Below are 18,133 nucleotides of genomic sequence, written 5' to 3'. Positions count from 1 at the left end.
GATTACCGTGATAGTAATGTAGTTCCCCTTCTATAATGAGTGTAAACCTATTATTTTATACAAAAAAAGAGAGTTACCTCTCTTTTTTTCCTCTTTGTTTTTTTAAACCGTTTTGAATAATGCTATCTCCATATTTTTCACGCAAACTTTCGACCGCTTTGTATAAAGGCTCTTTTTTTGCTTGCTCTCCATATGTAAACAAATCTAGCTGTTCTTCTTCTTGGAGCTGATGGCTCACTTGAAGAGCGGCTACGCCCAATAAACGAATTGGTTCTCCGTTCCAATGCTTTTGAAATAATACCACACTGTAATGAAAAAGATCATTTGGCTCGCTAATTGCTTTAGAAATGGTTTGACTTCGAGTAATGGTTTTAAAATCACTATATCGTATCGTTAATTGAATCGTTTTGCTTACAACTTTTTTTGCTTTCATACGAGAACTTACAGAATGCGATAGTTTATTTAAAATAGGCAGAACTTCGTGTTCATCTACTGCATTTTGAGATAGCGTCGTAGAGTTTCCAACAGATTTAAACTGTGATTGACGATCAGGATTCACCTGTCGATCATCTTGGCCCCACGCTCGATCTCTCATAACTTCTCCTTTTACTCCAAGAGTTTGTTTAAGAAGGCCGGGAGCCGCGTTTGCTAGATCACCGATGGTCACGATCTTAGCCGCATTTAGCTTTTCAGCTGTCTTTTTACCGATTCCATGCATTTCCTCTACGGCCTTGGGCCAAAGAACTGTTTGTACATCTCTTTTTCGAAGAACGGTAATCCCTAAAGGTTTTTGCATATCACTTGCCGTTTTGGCTAGAAATTTATTCGGTGCGATTCCAATGGACACAGGAATTTGCAACGTTTGTATTAAATGCTGCTGAATTGACTTTGCTATATCAAGAGGAGAGCCTAATTCAGCACAGTTTGTAATATCCAAATAGCCTTCATCAATGGAAGCAGGCTCTAAGAGAGGTGAAATAGTTACTAAATAATCAAACATGTTTTTGGACACTTGGCGATATAATGGAAAGTTAGGTTTTATAACAACGAGCTCAGGGCATTTTCTTTTCGCTTCCCAAAGAGGCATTGGCGCATAGACTCCGCGTTTACGAGCAATATAGTTACAGGTTACAACAATTCCTCTTCGTTCTTTTGGATTGCCAGCAATAGCAAGAGGTTTAGCTTTGAGCGTATGATCATGTGCGGTTTCAACAGATGCATAAAAAGCATTGGCATCAATATGAAGAATAACTTTGCCGTTTTTAGGGTACATCATTTTCATACTATCACCTCTTCTTGTATAATTAATCCCCGAAAGAAGAACGTACATTCTTATTTATTATAACTCTTTTTTTCTAAGTTGTGCGTCCCTATACTTTATTTTTATTTTTAGCGAACACTGTGTGTGACTCTCTCGTATTCTAATGAAGAAAGGAGGAAGAAAACGTGATTGATCAGCTTATCGGAGCCATTAACGAATTAGGCTACGGATATTTCTTTTTTATCATTTTAGTCGGAGCAAACCTTACTCCGATTCCTGACCCCGTATACATTATGCTTGCAGGTAGTCAGGCTACGTCTTCATCCGTTCAATATATTCCAGCTTTTATCCTTACGTATAGCGGCATGATGATTAGCTTGTACCTTAAATTTTTGATAGCCAGTCTTTTTTCAGCTCAGGCGCTTGCGCTATTAAAACGGCCGCGATGGGAAAAAAATGTGATGAAAGTCGAGCAAACGATTCAAGAATATGGTTCTCATGCCATCATTGCAAGCTATTTTTTACCAGGAATGCGACATGTGATGCCTTTTTTTCTCGGAGCAAGCGGAATGAAGCATCGTCATTATATTAAAGTTTCATTTTCCTTCGGTTTTATCTGGACGCTGGCTTTATTTATTTTCGGTTCTTTTTTTAATACGACATCTTCTTATACTGATGTGATTGAAATCACTTTAGCCTTTTGTGCAATCAGTTTGATTATCTATGCTGTGCAGAGAAGAAAAATACGAAAAAAACAGCAGTAGTTTGTGTAAAAAGTTCTTTTTCACAAACTGCTGCTGTTTCATTTATATTAAATGACTTCATTATATCCCTTTACAAAGTATTTGCGCGCGGTAAAGAGCCGATTTTAACGTAGTCATCTGCATATTTAATAGCTCGGCAATTTCTTTATGTTTAAATCCAAATCCATATTTTAATAAAAGCATATTGCGATAGTTAGGATTCAATTTATTTAAAGTCGCCTGACATTCAGCCGCTTCTCCATTTCTAAGCACCTGTTGAATAGGCGTATACATAACGGGCTCTTCTTTGTAAGAAGACGTATAGCGGTCTTTCACCCTTTTACACCTTCCTAAATCACACCGTTTTTTTAATGCGACGCGAAACATCCACGCTTTTATTTTTTCAGGATCAACCATTTCTTGTTTTTCCAAATACTTTAACGCTACTTCTTGCATAATATCTTCGGCGTCTTGTCTATTCACGCCATTTTTTAATAAATAAGCCAGCACCTGATTTAAATAATCTTGTAATTCCTCGCCGCACATAATAAATTCGCCCTTGTTATTTTAGTTTTTCTTTTAGTTCGTTTGGCAGCTCATTTTCATTCAACATATAAATCTGCGGAGTATCTACTTGATCTTTGTAATAAAAAGCAACAAGATAATCTCCCGTGTCTCGTAAGTTCGCACATTGAAGAAGTGTTTCTACCTGCTGATTGTTTTTTACTTTAATTGATTTCTCATCCGCCGTCAGAGATGTAAAATCTTCTTGAAGACGATAATCGTTTTTAAGATGCGAAGAATTTTTAAAAACTTTGGTTTTTTCTAAGTCCTTTGGCATGAGGCGAGCACGTTCATATAAATGCTCTTTTTTCAGCCATGCTTCTACTTCGCTGTAAGACTTATCCCAAGATGCAGTTTGTACATACTGTCCTTTTCCATCCATAAACTCAATTGATGCCCAGCTTTCTTTTGTGCTGTACATTTCATCAAACTTTTCGTTCATCATCGACTGTTTGACTACATGTATAAGCTCTTGCACTTTTTCTGGATTTGTAATATTAATGGAATTTGATTTTCTTGGAACAGAAAAACTTACGCTTTTCATTTTATCCGTATTTTTTGTTCGTAAAAGCAGGTGAAAATTTTCTTTGTATTCTTTTGTTTCCGCAATTTCTTTATAAAAAGCTTTATAGTCTGAAAATGGAATAAAGTATTCTCGAACTATTTGTTTTCCATTTTTCAATTTATAAGCAAATACAGCTATTTTTCCATTTCTGCCCTCTATTTCACTTTGCTTATCAGGATCCAGCTTCTTATCTTTGGATGCTGTAATTTGTTTTTGCAGCTGACGAACGCTCTTAATTGTTTCTTTGCTTGTATAATAATATGGCTCTTCATAATAGCCATTCATTCCATTTGCATAGTTTTCAGGTTTATCCGTCAATCGATATATGTCTTCATCGAAATACACACTTTCAATCTCTGAAACTGCCGGCACTTTAGTAGAGTGGCCAAACACATCTAAATGAATGATAAAGCCAACAATAGCTGCAGCTATAACAAAGCCTAGATACCCTTTCCATTTCGTAAAGATCCGCCACGTTTTATTTAAAATGATTTGAGCAACTACATAGCCTATTAATGAACCAATAATATAGCCCACAACCATCCATGAAAATTCACCTTTCATGCTACCGAAGTAAAACCCCCCCAGCATCAGTGAACAAGCCGTCACTCCGTATACGAACACCGGTTTTAACCAACCAACTGAAATGGTTTACGTAGCAGCTTCTACTCTTCTTTTTTGGTAGGTGATTAAAGCAATAATGTAAAATAAGATAATCAGTCCAATATAAACAAATACACTAGTAGAAAAGCTTTTATGAGCTACCATTTGCACTACGTGTAAAAACGGAACAAGCCTGTCAATATTTTTGCTCATATAATAATCATACGCATAGCCGTACCAGTATAACTTTACATTCGATATAGCTAAATAAGAGAGTCCGTCTGGGAGAAGAAATAGAACGTATAAAAAGATGCCTTGCAGGACAGACATTCCGGTGAACATTCCCGCTAAAACAGTTCCAGTTAGCACAAATAAGTTAATTAGAATACTGTACCCGACCCAGCTTATAACATCTTCCGTTGTATAAACATTCTCAACAGTTAAAACTCCTTTAACGGCAAAAGTAACCACTCTCGTAATTAAAATAGGAACAACTAAAATCAACGCTCCTAGGAGCATATTTTGATGAAACAGGGTAGAACGTTTAATTGGTAAACTTTGAATATAATCGGCCGCGATCTTCGTTTGTATATATCTAAATAGGAAAATACCAAGTAACACCGGTATAACAAACATAAATACAAATTCCAGCCCATCAAGTACCTCAAATAACGTATCTGGTTTCTCTATATAAGGCTCTACCTTTCCTGTGAAAGTGAAAATCAGTTGTAAAGGTAAAGCGAACAGCAGTATTAGCAAGTATACAAGTCCAATCTATCCCACGTTTCTCATGGATTGAATCAACATGCCGCGATTAAACGATGATGTTTTCGATTGCATAACCCACATCCCCCATTTCATAAATAAAGATTTCTTCCAGCGTAAGTGGCAAGATGTCAAAAATTAAAGGCTCGTACGATCGAACTTTGTTTACTAAGTGATTTTCTTTTCCTCGAACAATACAAAGCAAGACGCTTCCTCGTTTTTCTTGATATAAAATGTCTAGCGTGTCGTAAAGCGCTAGCGGCACGTCTCCTTCAAATGCGACTTGAATTTTGTGCACATCTGATTTTAAATCATCCAGCTCTTTTTCAATTAATAATTGACCACGATGCAAAATGCCTACATGATCACAAAGATCTTCCACTTCTCGTAAGTTATGTGATGAAATTAAAATCGTCATTTCCCGTTCTGCCACGACTTGAACAAGAAGGTTTTTAATTTTTTGACGCATTACCGCATCTAACCCATCGAGTGGCTCATCCAAGATAAGTACATCGGGCATAGCAGACAGCGCTAACAAAAAACCTACTTGACGCTGCATTCCCTTGGATATTCTATGTACCTTTTTATGTAATTGAATTGGAAAGGCCTCTTTTAATTTTTGAAACCGCTCTTCGTTCCAAGTCGATAGACGCTTCTATAAAAAGATGCTAATTGCTTAATCGTTGTTTAAGGGAAGAAATAAAGAGAATCTGGCATAAAAATAAGACGTTCTTTTAAACCAACGTTTTCAAACACTTCCTCACCGTCTATTGCGACCTTCCCGTGATCTTGCTTGTAAATACCTGCAATGACTTTTAATAGCGTTGTTTTCCCTGCCCCGTTAGAGCCAAGCAGTCCGTAAATAGATCCTTTTTTTATAGAATGCGTGACGTCTCTCAGAGCTTCCATTTCTTCAAACTCTTTTTTATCGCCTTCAGTTCAATCACTATCGCTTCCTCCTTTTACTGCTTTTTCAGCCTGTGAAATAAGTGATAGAATTTCATCTTTATCCATCCCTAAATACATAGCTTCTGCCAACAGTTTTACTAGTTCTTCTTTCATCTTTTTCACCTTCTCGTTATTTAGTGTATCAACTTGAGGCGTTACGAAACTTCCTTTTCCTGAAACTTAATAAATATAGTTCTGATGTTCCAGTTCACGATACGCTTTTTGAATTGTATTTGGATTAATCGTTAATTCTTTTGCTAGCAGCCGAACAGATGGAAGCTTTTGATCGGCCTTAAAGACTTCATGAATAATAAGCTCTTTCAATTTATCTACTAATTGCTCGTATATCGGCTTGCGACTACGAATATCTAAATCAAACATAGTCTGCCTCCCTTCATTCACCAAAAATCATGATGTGTGTACTAAGTGTATCAACTGTATTACTCATCATATTACAGTTAATATTATATTTTTACTTTTGTTACAAATAGATGACAAAAAAGTGTTTAGTAGCTTTATAGATAAAGCGACAATAACCCAATCACCTGTAACCGAGTTGCGTTCGCCGCCTTCCTTATAAACACGTCGATGATACAAGACCCCTTTAAGTCATCACCCTGTTTTACTTTTCTTAACCAAGTGCCTCTAGTTATTACAATAGTAATGTTTTATAATGTTTACAATTAATTTTTTTAATATAAAAGGAGCCATACTCTATGTACTATGATGCGTTAAAGACATTTGTTTCTGTTGTAGAAGAGCAAAGCTTTACAAAAGCTGCGGAAAAATTGATGATTTCACAGCCAAGCGTAAGCGTACACATCAAAAATCTCGAAAAAGAATTTCAAACTTCCCTATTCTTGCGTTCACCTAAAATGTTAAAAATCACACCCAGCGGCGAAATTTTATACGATCGTGCTAAACAAATGATTCAAATATATGAGCATACAAAACGAGATATCTATGAACATCATCATCGTGTAAAAGGAATGCTAACGATTGGCGCCAGTTTTACGATTGGAGAATATATTCTTCCTTCCTTTTTAGCAAAACTTCGTGAACAATACCCTGATATTGATGTGGAAGTGACTATTGGTAACACAAAAGAAATTGCTCAGCTTGTTCGTCATTTTAAAGTAGACGTAGGGCTTATTGAAGGTCACACAGAAGAGTCAGATTTACATATTCAGTCCTTTATGGACGATGAACTTGCCATCGTTGCCTCAGTCGATCACCCTTTGGCTCAGCTTACAAAAGTAGAAATTGATGATTTACAAAATCAGCGGTGGGTAGCACGTGAAAAAGGTTCTGGAACAAGAGAATATTTAGATCACGTTTTAATGTCTAACGGTTTAAAAATGAAAAGCATGCTAACGATCAGCAGCAATCAAGGAATTAAAGAAGCCATCGTTCATAATTTAGGACTGTCTGTGCTATCGCTTTGCGCCATTAAAGAGGATGTAGAACAAAAGCACCTATCAATTCTCAATGTTAACACCGCTCCTTTTAAGCGCCGTTTTTCTTATATTTATCCTGCTAACAGTGCACATAAGAAAGTAGCAGAGCTTTTTATTCAGCTTTTAAACTAAAAAAAGACTTTCCACTCAGCGTGGAAAGTCTTTTTTTACTCAATAGCCATACATACCTTTACGTTCTTTATTAGTGAAAGCGCGTCTGCTGAGCCGGCATTTTTGACAAACGAACAGCTAAGAAAAGGGCTGTTGTAAGAAACACACCAATTAGAGCAATAACACCTTTCCAGCCGTACGCACTCCAGCATAATCCAGCCACAGTCCCTCCAACGCTTGATCCTGCATAGTAAAAAAACAAATACAAAGACGAAGCCTGAGCTTTGTCATGAGTTGCTCTTCTTCCCACCCAGCTGCTTGCGATGGAGTGACTTCCGAAAAAGCCGAAGGTAAGCAGCAATAGCCCGGTAATTTTAATCCATAAAACTGGATGCAGCGTTATGATTGAACCCATCAGCGTAACAGCAATCGTACATAACAGCACTTTCTTCCGACCATATCGATCCGCCAGCGTCCCCATCCAGACTGAGCTTAATACTCCAACAAAGAAAATAACAAAAATAAAACTTACAAGTGTATGATTCCAAGAATAGGGAGGAGCGGATAAAGCGTATCCAATATAGTTGTATAAAGCTACATTACTTCCAAGCAGTGCAAAACCAATAGCATAAAGACAGAGCATTCCTTTATCTTGAAGATGACTGCGAAGAGAGGCGGTAAGCTGACGAAGTTCAAAGGATCGTGAAGTAAAATTTTGTGAATCAGGCAAGTTCGTAAAAAAAACAAATGTAGCTAATAAGCTGATTGCACTTACAACATCAAGTGCTACCGACCAGTTGAAATATTCCGTGAGCACTCCTGTCATAAGCCTTCCCGCTACGCCTCCAAAGGCGTTTCCGCTTATGTAAATCCCCATCGCTTTTCCTAAACTTCCTGGTTCAATCTCTTCTCCAAGGTAAGCCATAGCCACAGAAGGCAACCCTGCTAAAACGATTCCTTGAATGACGCGAAAGATTAGCAGTGTTTCAAAGGTAGAGCTAAATGCTGTCATGATGCATAGCAATGACGCAAAAATTAACGATAGGCCCATCAGTTTCTTTCGTCCCCACACTTCTGATAAAGAGCCTAAAAAAAGCATGCTAACCGCAAGCGTGATGGTTGTTAACGAAAGAGACAAGCTGGCAAACGCTGGGGATATCCCAAATTCTCTAGAAAATTCAGGTAAAATAGCCTGTGTACAATATAAAATTGAAAATGTGTTGAAGCCTGCTGCAAAAAGCGCAACATTTGTTTTGCGAAAAGCTGATGTTCCAATTACGGTATAGCTCACAGTTGTTCACTTCCTTTTTTCTCTAAAAAAAGCATATCACGGTTTTTTTATTCTGTATAATTCATTATGTAAATCGTTTTCATGCATTTCAGTAATGAGTGAACTGACAACACCTTGAGTATTTCTCAACAGCTGCATGCGAGAAGGGAGCCGTTATCCTTTCTCAATTTACACAAACATAAAAAAAGTTGAGCCACTTTTTCATGGCTCAACTTTTTTAATTTAACACATAAGATGCTAATACTTTTTGCACGTCGTAAATGCTTTTATCTTTACGAAATTCTTTTGAAATCGGCGCACTAGAACCCGATACCCAAATATTTAATTCCGCATCTAAGTCGAACGTTCCAGCCGTTTCTACGCTAAAATGTGTAATCGTCTTATAAGGAATGGAATGATAATCTGTTTTCTTTCCCGTTACCCCTTGCTTATCAACGATAATTAAGCGTTTCGTCGTAAACACCATTAAATCGCGGATGACTTTATACGCTTGTTCTACTCGCTCATTCGCAATTAAAATGTTTTGTAAATCTTTTTCCGTTCCTCTTATATCTGCTTCTGATGCATTTCCTAATAGTCCATCTAATATACCCATGCTTATCACTCCTTTATATCTACACTACCGTATTTTATTCTATCTGGAAACCCAAAACGATTTTTTAATGAATTAATTTACTTTCACGCGCTTTTTTTGTTAATTTTGCACTCGTTTTACTAAGAGGCTTATGAAGAAAAACGCCAATGAGCAGCACGCCAAGCCACATGCCAAGAAGAACCGTAACGTCTTTTCTTACAATATCAGCTAACATGCCACCTACAACTTCTCTCATCATGCTTATTGCATAGGTAAATGGTAAAAACGGATTGATTGCTTGAAAAAAAGCCGGCACGACTTGAATGGGAAATGTACCGCCTGCAGCGGATAGCTGAAGCACAAGTAAAACAATCGCCATCGCTTTTCCTGCATTACCAAATATCGCAACGAGCGTATATACAATCGTCATAAATACGAAGCTGCAAAGCAAGCCTAAAAAGATAAAAGGCACTTTATCTGCGACATACGTATTGATTAAAAATAAATCGCCTATCGTCACAATAAAGGCTTGCACAAGAGCAATAGATAAAAAAGTCAAAAGTCTTCCGAAATAAACTTCATAGCTTTTGAACCGCTCTTCATCCGATACTTCTACGCTTAAAATCGAAACTAGCAGTAAAGCTCCAACCCACAAGCAAAGCGTTGTGTAAAACGGTGACATAGCCGAGCCGTAGTTCGGAATGGGATAAAGTCTTTCTTCTTTCAAAAGAACCGGTTTAGCAAAAAAGTCACTTTCTTTTTGCACATCGTTTTTTAACAAATTAATAATATCTTCAATATTTTCTTTTCGCTGAAATTCTCGTATCTTCTCCGCTATATTGTGTACGTTTTGTTCGATTCGCGGAAAGTCTTTTGCTATTTTTGCAAGCTCCTGCTGCCCTAACACGATGCCACTCGCTGTTTTAGACAATATGTTAGAAACATCCGGCATGCTTTTATTGGCTTCATTAAGCAATGAGTTTGCGCTTGCTGTTTTATTTCTCGCTTCTTTGATGGCTTGTTCAACAGCGGGCACAATCGTAGAAGAATACGAATTCGTTAACGTATTTAATTTGGAAACAGCTTGGTCGGTGCGAGAACTGAATCTCTCAAGCGCGCTTTGATTTGGAACATCTCCAGCTTGTTGCTGCAAGCTGTTTACATCCGACAGCTGCTGCTGTAAAAGTGTGTTTACACTTTTTATGTCATTAACAACAGGTGAAAGAACGTTCCGCTGAGATAATGTATTTAAATCCGTAAGAAGCGTAACGATCTCTCCTGTATCAGCAATTTGTTTTGTTAACTGCACTTTTAGCTGTTCTGCTGTTGCGCTGGCTTCAGCCGGTGCTATATCTTTTTCTATCAGCTGTTTTTTCAACTCTTGAACCCGGATAGCTCGTTGTTGAACACGATGCAACGTTTCGTTAATAGTCGGTTCAGCTGTTTTTAAAACTTGTTCGCTTTTAGTTAAAAAGATATTTAGCTGCTGAGTCATCTGTGCGCCGTCAGCTGTTAATCTCTCTACTTCTGGAAGAGCAGCCTGAGCTTTTGATACAATAGCTCCTGCTTTTTGAGTGGTGTCGTTCGCTTCATTAATGACTTTTTTAATTTCAGGAAGACGATTCTCAAGCTCAAAAATTCGTTGTTCAACCTGTTGGATGGTCGGCAAATCCCGCTGCAGTGTGATACCTAGTTCGTTAAACACTGAAAAAATGGCTCCATTCGCTGTTTTGACGAATTTTTCACTAACCTGTTGTGTTAAGCTGCTGGCTCCTTTACTTGTAATTTTAGGTGCCACTGCGTTTATTTTTTCGTTCACTTTGTAAATAATGACCGGTTTTTCTACACGATCTTGAAGCACTGTACCAAGCTTTTGTGAAAAATCTTTTGGAATAACAATACTTGCATAGTAGTCTCCATGCTTTACTCCGTGATCAGCTTTTTCTTTTGAAACAAACGTCCATCCAAGCGTTTTATTTTTCTTTAACGTTGCAATAATATCTTTTCCCACGTTCACGTGCTGACCTCTTATCGTAGAACCTTCATCTTCGCTCGTTACTGCAATTGCAATACCTTCAGTCCGCCCGTATGGATCCCAAGATGCTTTTATATTAAACCATGCGTAAAAAGACGGCAGAATCATAAGCGTCAGCACAATGATAATCATTGCCCAATTGGTGAAAATTCTTTTTAAATCCCGCGTATAAATATAAACAGTATTTTTCATATGTCCCACCTAGTTTTATCGTTACAAGTTAGCTTATCCATGTTCGAAGAAACATATTTCTGATACTATAGAAAAAGTTAGATATGGTTTTAATAGAAAGGATGATGAACATGACAGAAAGACTTTATTATAGCGATCCCTATCTAAGCACATGGGAAACAGAAGTGATAGAGACGCGCCCTCTTTCAAATGGCTATGCATTAACCCTAAAGAAAACGGCTTTTTATCCTGAAGGTGGCGGACAGCCTTCTGACTATGGTAATATTGCTGGAATTGACGTAAAAGATGTTTATGAAGAAAATGGAGAAGTATATCATATCGTCGATACACTCCCTGCACAAACGAACGTAATGTGTGAAATCGACTGGACTCGCCGCTTTGATCATATGCAGCAGCATAGCGGACAGCACTTACTTTCAGCTCTGTTAATCGATACATATGATATTCACACCGTTAGCTTTCATTTAGGAAGCGAAGCTGTCTCTATTGACCTGAATGTACCTCAATTATCCCTTGAGCAGCTATTACACATTGAAAAAATTGTAAATGATGCTATTTACAGCAATCGTCACATTAAAACTTACGAAGTGAAAAAGGAAGACTTACATACTCTTGCGCTTCGCAAAGTGCCCGAGCTAGAAGACGAAATTGTACGCATCGTGGAAATTGAAGGCATCGATGTTTCTGCCTGCTGCGGTACACATGTGAACCAAATTGGAGAACTTGGCATCATTAAACTTACGAAAACAGAAAAGCAGCGCGGCAATACACGCCTCTTTTTCAAATGCGGTATGCGCGCATTAGCTGATTATCAGCAGTCTCAAGAAATCGTAGCAGAACTTAGCAATAAATTCAGCACAAGCCGTGAATTAGTTATAGAAAGAATTAAAAAATTGGAGACTGAACAAAAAGAACTGCAAAAACAACTAGAAGAATTAAAGAATGAAAATGCGGCTTATTTAGCCAGTGAATTAGAAGCAAAGAAAGAAGGATCATTCCTGTTCCGTCACTTTGAAAATCGCACATTAAAAGATGTGCAGGCTTTGACAAAACAGCTGCTTCAAGCACCTGATACGACGCTTCTTTTTTCTTTTTCAGGTGATCAAAAAGTCTTACTTGCTCACAGCGGCAGTGAGGTAAAATGCGGAGAGCTTTATAAAGAGCTGCTTCCGCTTTACGATGGAAAAGGCGGCGGCGGACCAAAACAAGCTCAAGCCAGCTTTTCATCTCCAGAAAATATGAACGCATTTATTAGCGCAGTAAAAGAAAAAGTAACTCAAGCATAGTAAAAAGCCTGTCTCCAAAGAGACAGGCTTTTTCCACCCAATCAGCTTACTAAATAACCAATTAATAAACCAATTGATAAGGTAAATCCAAAAAACGTATTTGTTTGCGCTGTTGCTTTCATCGCAATAAGCTCTCCACGTACAAATGCTTGTACGGCTTGAATTGGCTTAGGTGCACTAAGAAACACTAAGAAAATCCAAGGGCTAATATCGAAGAATAGCACTAATGCAACGGTCCAAATATACGCAATGCCAAACAAAGCAGCTAAAAACCTAATCGCGTTTTTAGAACCTAATAAAATAGCTAGCGTACGTCGTCCACCTTTTGTGTCTTCTTCTATATCACGAATGTTGTTAGACAAATTAATCGCGCCTACTAAAATCGCAATCGGAAGTGATACAAAAATACTTTCAGACGTTACGGTATTTGTTTGAATAAAAAATGAAATCAACACGAACATGGCGCCCATACACAGACCTGAGAATAATTCTCCAAACGGTGTATACGCAATCGGAAGCGGTCCACCTGTATACAAATAACCAATCGCCATACCTACTAATCCAACTAAAGCAAGCCACCAGCTGCTGTTTGCACATATATATACGCCTAAAATAAGAGCAATTCCATAAGAAATCAGCGCTAAATTTAACACCGTTTTCGGTTTCATTCCGTGTCTGACGATGGCTCCTCCGATTCCTACGGAGTCTTCTGTGTCTAATCCACGTTTAAAATCATAGTACTCGTTAAATAAGTTCGTCGCAATTTGAATCCACAAACATGAAAAAAGCATCGCAAGAAACATCCAAACGTTCACATGGCCATAAAACATGGCTAGAACTGTTCCAATTAAAACCGGTACAAACGATGCTGTTAGTGTATGAGGACGCGTTAATTGCCACAAAATCTTCCCTTTACTGTACTGCCCGACTGCAGCTTTGTTTTCTCTGTTATGACTTGTCATCATCCTCTTCCCTTCTATTACGAACTGTATCTCTATTTAAAAGTGCTGCTTTTAACATAATGAATGATAGCAAACTTACTCTAATACAATACACGTCCGCCCAACAAAAAATCACGGAACCCTTTAAAATATAAGTTCCACCTTATATCATAATAATTTATTGCTCTTTTTACAAGATGACCGCTTATACATTTCCGACTTTTTTCTACAAAAATCTGCTTTCATGCAGAAATTTAATAGCAAAAAGATTAAAAGCTTATACAAAAAATAAGATTGAGACATAACTACATCAATCCAATCGAAAGACGATCAAATGGGATACATGAGCTGGACTGCTTGGTACATCGCTGTCGATTTCCGTGCAAGATTTCGCTTTCCGCAGGAGTCTTCACCTTGTCCTCCAATCCACAGCTAGAAGCAACTACATACATGAAACCTACGTTCACCATCACCATGAAAAAATCCGAACGATTCATCGTTCGGATCTTCCTTCAACTAAAATACGTTTGTCCCAGCCTCTTTTTATCACTACACCTTATTAATTAAAATCGTAGTCGTCTCCATATCTTCTGCGAAATCTTTTATGAAAACACGAATCGCATATAGCATGCTCATGATTCCAAGGAAGTTCTTTTGAACACGCACTGCACGTTCTTTTAAATTTTTTCATATCTTTCTTTAATACATCATGTATTTTGTTTGTAAGTTCTTCTCGGACACGCTCCCAGTAAATAGCTTCTGGTCTTCTATCCATTCGATATAAAAATAAAAGATGCAGACCAATAGCCTTATAAGACAGCTCTAAGTTTTCTAATGAACTCTCTACCATCCTTGGTTCAGGTAATTCTTCCCTGTTAACAATCGCATTCATGCTAGCAACCCACTGTTTTTTCAAAAGGCTTTCTTTTGCTGAAAACGGCAGCTGCAAGTAACCATATAAATCAACAATTGGCATTTTCGCCTCAACTAGCGTGTCTTTCACTTCATCATAAAGCTCCCGTTCTTGTGCCAAATTTGATTTTTGTGTACCTTTTGGATTTTTAAATTTAGCCCACATGTCAAAGAACGTTCCGAGGTCATGATGGTATTCTTTAAATCTTTTGAGCATATCTGAAGTAGGAGCAATTGAAAATTTACTGATTTGCTCATCTGTTGAAAATAACAGTTCTCTCATTTGCTTTGCATCTTTAGCGAATGCAACTTCTCCCACATTATAGAGACCCTTCCTTCCAGCACGACCTGCAATCTGCTTTAGCTCTTGAGAAGTCAATAATCTCCTCTTTTGCCCGTCAAATTTCATGTTTTCTAAAAGGACAATTCGTCTAATTGGAAGATTTAATCCCATTCCAATTGCATCCGTAGACACAATGACATTTGTTTCTCTATTGATGAACTGCTCAATTTGTTTTCTTCTCGTTTCAGGCGGCATACTTCCGTAGATCACGCTAACTTTATGACCATCTTTTTCTAGCTTAGCCGCTGTCTGCAGTACTTTTTTACGTGAGAAAACAATTAAAGCATCTGCGGGTTTCACTTGTTCAATTTTAAATTTTCGCAGATCTACTTTTAAAGGTATATCTCTTTCGTATTCATGAATTTCTGAGATAACACCGTCTAGCATCTCTTCTAACATACTTCGAATGCTTAAACTCCCGATCACATGAACTTGTTTGGCATTGGCTCGGGTAATGGCTTTATACCATGAAAACCCTCGGTCTCTGTCTTGAATCATCTGTGCTTCATCAATTACTGTTACATCGCCATGTTCTAATTCGCTAAACATCTCTACGGTACCGGCCGTATGCTGAGCGCCTTCAACCATCTTTTCTTCTTCACCTGTTTTTAGCGAACAAGCAACTCCGTCTCTGTTTAGCTTTTCAAAAACTTCTAAAGCTAGCAGGCGAAGTGGTGCTAAATAATTACCGGAAGCAGCTTTTTTTAATGACTTTAATGCGGTATACGTTTTTCCTGTGTTTGTATCACCGAGATGAAGGATGTATTCCGTTTCTTTTCTTGGGTCCATCTCGTATTCTGCACCAAAAATATAATTTAATTGTCTTTGTTCTTCCTCAATAATCTTTTTCTTTTCTTCAAGCTCACGTTCTTGTAGTAATCGTCTTTCTTCCAGCTGCTGTTTATATCGCTCTTTATGTTCTTCCATTGTTAAATCGTGATCTGAAACTTCTAGTACATCCGATAGCTTTTCTTCTACGAGCATTTTTTTATATTCATAGACCAAATCAGATAAATCGCTTCTAAGTGCTTTTATAATATCCATCCGTGTTACCGAAGCATTTGTATAGGATTTATATTCTTCTTTAAATGGAATAGGAAGGTCATTCATAATCATATTTGGAATGATTTCATAAATCTTATCTGTAATAAATACCTCGTATACATCTTCATATGTTTCAAACAATATAATCGTTGAATATCTGTCTAATTCTGAGCTTACGTTACCGGTAAGTTCTTGAAAAAAGTCATTAACCGTTTCATAATCATAGCGTGTTAAATCACCGTTTGCTATTAATTCATCTTCAAGCTCAGTATGCGGCGCATAGTTTTCAATATACTTTGAGTTTGTTTTAATGTCTTTTGACAGTTGATATGAAAACTGTTCTCTTATATGTAGGTAATACAGCTCTTTATTTGATTCCAAAATAGGAGCTGATTCTAAATTTAACCGTAATTGGTATCTGGCTTTTCTATCGTTAATACTTTGCTGCCTTTCTTTTTCTTTTCTTTCTTCTTCTTTTTTAGCAAATTCCGCTCTTGCCTGTTCGTATAGTGATAGCCAGTCAGCTCTATTGCCATTTCCATATTGCTTTTCTAACCAAGAAAAAGCATCAAACTCTATACCTTTTCTAGTTTCTTTAGCAAATAACTTATCTATAGCTTGAGGTTTATACCCTTTTATCTCAAAGCCTCTCTCTGTTAAATACAACTTTCTGTTTTTCTTAGATACAGAAGAAACAACTAACTTTCCCCACGTAGCCCCCCAGGCTTTTTTAATAAAAGAGTGCCTATCTGTTAAATAAGTCTCTAAATCCGGACATTCAGCTTGTTCACCTAGTACGCTCTTTATATCCTGTAGTAATGTATGCTTAGTTTTTTCTATGGCCCTGCTTTGAATAGCCTTTAATTCGAGCATAAAATTCTCCTTTGGAAAGTTTTCCTACATTTATTATAGGAAAGAACCCTGACAGAATCAAATGCATGTAATTACTTTATGGATCGCTGGATTAAGAACCTTTCTTCTCTCTGCTTTTACTTCTTTTTCATTTATTTCTACATCTGCTTGTCTTGTTATAGTAAAACCCTCCTTTATCAACACAAAAAGCTCCTATAAATAGGAGCCTTTTGATGATATTGTTTTCAGATAATTCGATCTATTTCAAGCGCATATCAAGCATTTCTGTCGGCTCCCTTTGAATAAGAGATCGAGAGCTGCGAAAGTTTGGTTAACAATACATGTAAAACACCTGTAAATAAAAAAGCTGCAATCGTTGCACCTGTGGCTATCGGGTAAACATAGGTGAAATAGTAGGCAAATACAGCACCCACTATGTAAGACACATACACATGAAGGTTAAATCCTTTTGTATACCAGTACATTTTATTTTGTTTTTCTAAAATGGCCGAAACATCGTAGTGCTTTCGGCGAATGAGATAATAATCAACAAGAACAATCGCAATAATGGGAATAAATAATACGCCAATCATAAGCAAGAAGCTTTGAAAATTTGTCATTAACCACTCTTTTAATAAAGAGCCCAGGACTGTGACAACTCCCATCGTTAGGGCCGGTATCCAGAACCGCTGCTTTGGAAAAATAGACAAATAAGACATCGTCGCGCTATACAATACCATTACGTTCGTGGACAGTACCGATAAAAAAATCACGATGGCTGCTACTAATCCTAACAGCGGGCTATATGCTCCAATTAAATTTACTGGGTCATACGTTTGCGTCATATTTCCGAGAATCGAAAAACCGGAAACCGTTGCGCCTAACCCCATCGCAATTAAAGTCGCGACGTTATACCCTAAATAAGTTCCCGCAATTCCCGTTTTTTCAGATTTACAGTTTCGGTTATAATCACAAACAATGGGAATCCACGTAAAAGCTGTAGCTACTACAATATCAAAAGCTAACATTCCTGTAATGCCAGGATTTTCGCTTGCTTTCATTTGAATTAATTTTGCTGCATCAAATTCGATAAACAAATAGCTAAATACAACGGTTGCTAAAATGACCATAAGCGTAGCTACTAATTTTTCCGTTGCTTCAATGCCTTTATGTCCGTATATAGAAATAGCTACTACCAACACTTGAGTAAGGATTGTAAATAGATTGACGTTGCTGTAACCGGTCAAAAAGGTAATGGCATGATTTAAACTTAGCCCAGCCATGTAGGCTTGAATCCAAGCCCAGCCTATTAATGTAATAAGATTAACAGCAGCAGGAAGCATAGCTCCTCTTTGTCCAAAGGCAGGTCTCATCAAAACCATAGTTGGAAGACCGGTTCGAGTTCCGATATTCCCCATTAGCACGAGTGGTATGGCACCAACTAAAGAGCCAAGCACAATAATAAATAATGCCTTTAAAAATGTCATATCGGGTACAAACAGCATTCCCGTAAAAACGGTCGTTACTACCACGTTAGCTCCTATCCACATCGAAAATGTAGAGAAGAAGCCCATACTTCTTTTATCTGCTGCAATCGGCTGCACATTATCATGGGCAAGGCCACTTTTTGTTGTCATCCCTTTTCC

15 protein-coding genes and 2 pseudogenes are annotated in these 18,133 nt (G+C 37.6%); 3 read left to right on the top strand and 14 right to left on the bottom strand.

Annotated features, from left to right (window positions below):
* Positions 1 to 73: 73 nt before the first annotated feature.
* Positions 74 to 1,282, bottom strand: coding sequence for a DNA polymerase IV (locus ACLHDF_RS18845; RefSeq protein WP_413920218.1), 1,209 nt, complete (start codon positions 1,280 to 1,282; stop codon positions 74 to 76).
* A gap of 164 nt (positions 1,283 to 1,446) precedes the next feature.
* Between ACLHDF_RS18845 and ACLHDF_RS18840 the strand changes: the two genes are divergently transcribed.
* On the top strand, positions 1,447 to 2,025 hold the full coding sequence (locus ACLHDF_RS18840; protein ID WP_413920217.1) for a DedA family protein: 579 nt from the start codon (positions 1,447 to 1,449) through the stop codon (positions 2,023 to 2,025).
* 60 nt (positions 2,026 to 2,085) lie between these two features.
* Here the strand turns inward: ACLHDF_RS18840 and ACLHDF_RS18835 are convergent, their stop codons facing one another.
* The 5 genes and pseudogenes from ACLHDF_RS18835 to ACLHDF_RS18815 all read right to left on the bottom strand — a co-directional run bounded on the left by ACLHDF_RS18835 (position 2,086) and on the right by ACLHDF_RS18815 (position 5,830).
* Positions 2,086 to 2,550 carry an RNA polymerase sigma factor gene (locus ACLHDF_RS18835; protein ID WP_413920216.1) on the bottom strand — a complete coding sequence of 155 codons (465 nt, stop codon included), beginning with the start codon at positions 2,548 to 2,550 and terminating at the stop codon, positions 2,086 to 2,088.
* A gap of 16 nt (positions 2,551 to 2,566) precedes the next feature.
* On the bottom strand, positions 2,567 to 3,697 hold the full coding sequence (locus ACLHDF_RS18830; protein WP_413920215.1) for a DUF6449 domain-containing protein: 1,131 nt from the start codon (positions 3,695 to 3,697) through the stop codon (positions 2,567 to 2,569).
* Between the two features lie 87 nt (positions 3,698 to 3,784).
* Complete coding sequence (locus ACLHDF_RS18825; protein ID WP_413920214.1) at positions 3,785 to 4,372, bottom strand: hypothetical protein; 588 nt, start codon at positions 4,370 to 4,372, stop codon at positions 3,785 to 3,787.
* 178 nt (positions 4,373 to 4,550) lie between these two features.
* Positions 4,551 to 5,448, bottom strand: a pseudogene (locus tag ACLHDF_RS18820) (ABC transporter ATP-binding protein).
* A pseudogene (locus ACLHDF_RS18815) lies at positions 5,441 to 5,830 on the bottom strand (GntR family transcriptional regulator). The pseudogenes ACLHDF_RS18820 and ACLHDF_RS18815 overlap by 8 nt, the downstream one beginning before the upstream one ends.
* Before the next feature lie 335 nt (positions 5,831 to 6,165).
* Between ACLHDF_RS18815 and ACLHDF_RS18810 the strand changes: the two are divergent.
* Positions 6,166 to 7,038, top strand: a complete 873-nt coding sequence (locus ACLHDF_RS18810) for a selenium metabolism-associated LysR family transcriptional regulator (protein WP_413920213.1) — start codon at positions 6,166 to 6,168, stop codon at positions 7,036 to 7,038.
* 70 nt (positions 7,039 to 7,108) lie between these two features.
* Here the strand turns inward: ACLHDF_RS18810 and ACLHDF_RS18805 are convergent, their stop codons facing one another.
* The 3 genes from ACLHDF_RS18805 to ACLHDF_RS18795 all read right to left on the bottom strand — a co-directional run bounded on the left by ACLHDF_RS18805 (position 7,109) and on the right by ACLHDF_RS18795 (position 11,109).
* Entirely contained in the window at positions 7,109 to 8,308 is a 1,200-nt protein-coding gene (locus ACLHDF_RS18805; RefSeq protein WP_413920212.1) for an MFS transporter, read from the bottom strand.
* 217 nt (positions 8,309 to 8,525) lie between these two features.
* Positions 8,526 to 8,903 (bottom strand): PH domain-containing protein, encoded by a 378-nt coding sequence (locus ACLHDF_RS18800; protein ID WP_028413413.1) that lies wholly within the window; start codon positions 8,901 to 8,903, stop codon positions 8,526 to 8,528.
* Positions 8,904 to 8,967: 64 nt separating this feature from the next.
* On the bottom strand, positions 8,968 to 11,109 hold the full coding sequence (locus tag ACLHDF_RS18795; protein WP_413920211.1) for a YhgE/Pip family protein: 2,142 nt from the start codon (positions 11,107 to 11,109) through the stop codon (positions 8,968 to 8,970).
* A 110-nt stretch (positions 11,110 to 11,219) separates the two neighbouring features.
* Between ACLHDF_RS18795 and ACLHDF_RS18790 the strand changes: the two genes are divergently transcribed.
* The gene (locus ACLHDF_RS18790) at positions 11,220 to 12,395 is read left to right on the top strand and encodes an alanyl-tRNA editing protein (RefSeq protein ID WP_413920210.1); all 1,176 of its coding nucleotides are present in this window, start codon (positions 11,220 to 11,222) and stop codon (positions 12,393 to 12,395) included.
* Positions 12,396 to 12,436: 41 nt separating this feature from the next.
* On the opposite strand, the gene ACLHDF_RS18785 is transcribed toward ACLHDF_RS18790, so the two are convergent.
* From ACLHDF_RS18785 to ACLHDF_RS18765, 5 genes are all read right to left on the bottom strand, one after another.
* Complete coding sequence (locus ACLHDF_RS18785) at positions 12,437 to 13,360, bottom strand: 1,4-dihydroxy-2-naphthoate polyprenyltransferase (protein WP_413920209.1); 924 nt, start codon at positions 13,358 to 13,360, stop codon at positions 12,437 to 12,439.
* Between the two features lie 281 nt (positions 13,361 to 13,641).
* Positions 13,642 to 13,833, bottom strand: a complete 192-nt coding sequence (locus ACLHDF_RS18780; RefSeq protein ID WP_413920208.1) for a hypothetical protein — start codon at positions 13,831 to 13,833, stop codon at positions 13,642 to 13,644.
* Positions 13,834 to 13,895: 62 nt separating this feature from the next.
* The gene (locus tag ACLHDF_RS18775; RefSeq protein ID WP_413920207.1) at positions 13,896 to 16,508 is read right to left on the bottom strand and encodes a helicase-related protein; all 2,613 of its coding nucleotides are present in this window, start codon (positions 16,506 to 16,508) and stop codon (positions 13,896 to 13,898) included.
* A gap of 57 nt (positions 16,509 to 16,565) precedes the next feature.
* A complete protein-coding gene (locus ACLHDF_RS18770; protein WP_413920206.1) occupies positions 16,566 to 16,691 on the bottom strand; it encodes a hypothetical protein in 126 nt (41 codons plus the stop codon).
* Between the two features lie 71 nt (positions 16,692 to 16,762).
* Positions 16,763 to 18,124 (bottom strand): purine-cytosine permease family protein, encoded by a 1,362-nt coding sequence (locus tag ACLHDF_RS18765; RefSeq protein WP_413920205.1) that lies wholly within the window; start codon positions 18,122 to 18,124, stop codon positions 16,763 to 16,765.
* Positions 18,125 to 18,133: the final 9 nt, after the last annotated feature.

Origin of the sequence: Priestia megaterium (assembly GCF_046599315.1) — a bacterium.
Taxonomy (GTDB): domain Bacteria; phylum Bacillota; class Bacilli; order Bacillales; family Bacillaceae_H; genus Priestia; species Priestia megaterium_F.
The sequence above is the reverse complement of the archived record's forward strand: the minus strand, read 5'-3'. Positions and strand labels throughout refer to the sequence as shown.

What these genes read in the sequence shown, in the direction of transcription:
- ACLHDF_RS18845 (WP_413920218.1), bottom strand. Translation starts at nt 1,282, where the DNA reads ATGAAAATGATGTACCCTAAAAACGGCAAAGTTATTCTTCATATTGAT.
- ACLHDF_RS18835 (WP_413920216.1), bottom strand. Translation starts at nt 2,550, where the DNA reads ATGTGCGGCGAGGAATTACAAGATTATTTAAATCAGGTGCTGGCTTAT.
- ACLHDF_RS18830 (WP_413920215.1), bottom strand. Translation starts at nt 3,697, where the DNA reads ATGAAAGGTGAATTTTCATGGATGGTTGTGGGCTATATTATTGGTTCA.
- ACLHDF_RS18825 (WP_413920214.1), bottom strand. Translation starts at nt 4,372, where the DNA reads ATGTTTGTTATACCGGTGTTACTTGGTATTTTCCTATTTAGATATATA.
- ACLHDF_RS18810 (WP_413920213.1), top strand. Translation starts at nt 6,166, where the DNA reads ATGTACTATGATGCGTTAAAGACATTTGTTTCTGTTGTAGAAGAGCAA.
- ACLHDF_RS18800 (WP_028413413.1), bottom strand. Translation starts at nt 8,903, where the DNA reads ATGGGTATATTAGATGGACTATTAGGAAATGCATCAGAAGCAGATATA.
- ACLHDF_RS18795 (WP_413920211.1), bottom strand. Translation starts at nt 11,109, where the DNA reads ATGAAAAATACTGTTTATATTTATACGCGGGATTTAAAAAGAATTTTC.
- ACLHDF_RS18790 (WP_413920210.1), top strand. Translation starts at nt 11,220, where the DNA reads ATGACAGAAAGACTTTATTATAGCGATCCCTATCTAAGCACATGGGAA.
- ACLHDF_RS18785 (WP_413920209.1), bottom strand. Translation starts at nt 13,360, where the DNA reads ATGATGACAAGTCATAACAGAGAAAACAAAGCTGCAGTCGGGCAGTAC.
- ACLHDF_RS18780 (WP_413920208.1), bottom strand. Translation starts at nt 13,833, where the DNA reads ATGAATCGTTCGGATTTTTTCATGGTGATGGTGAACGTAGGTTTCATG.
- ACLHDF_RS18775 (WP_413920207.1), bottom strand. Translation starts at nt 16,508, where the DNA reads ATGCTCGAATTAAAGGCTATTCAAAGCAGGGCCATAGAAAAAACTAAG.
- ACLHDF_RS18765 (WP_413920205.1), bottom strand. Translation starts at nt 18,124, where the DNA reads ATGACAACAAAAAGTGGCCTTGCCCATGATAATGTGCAGCCGATTGCA.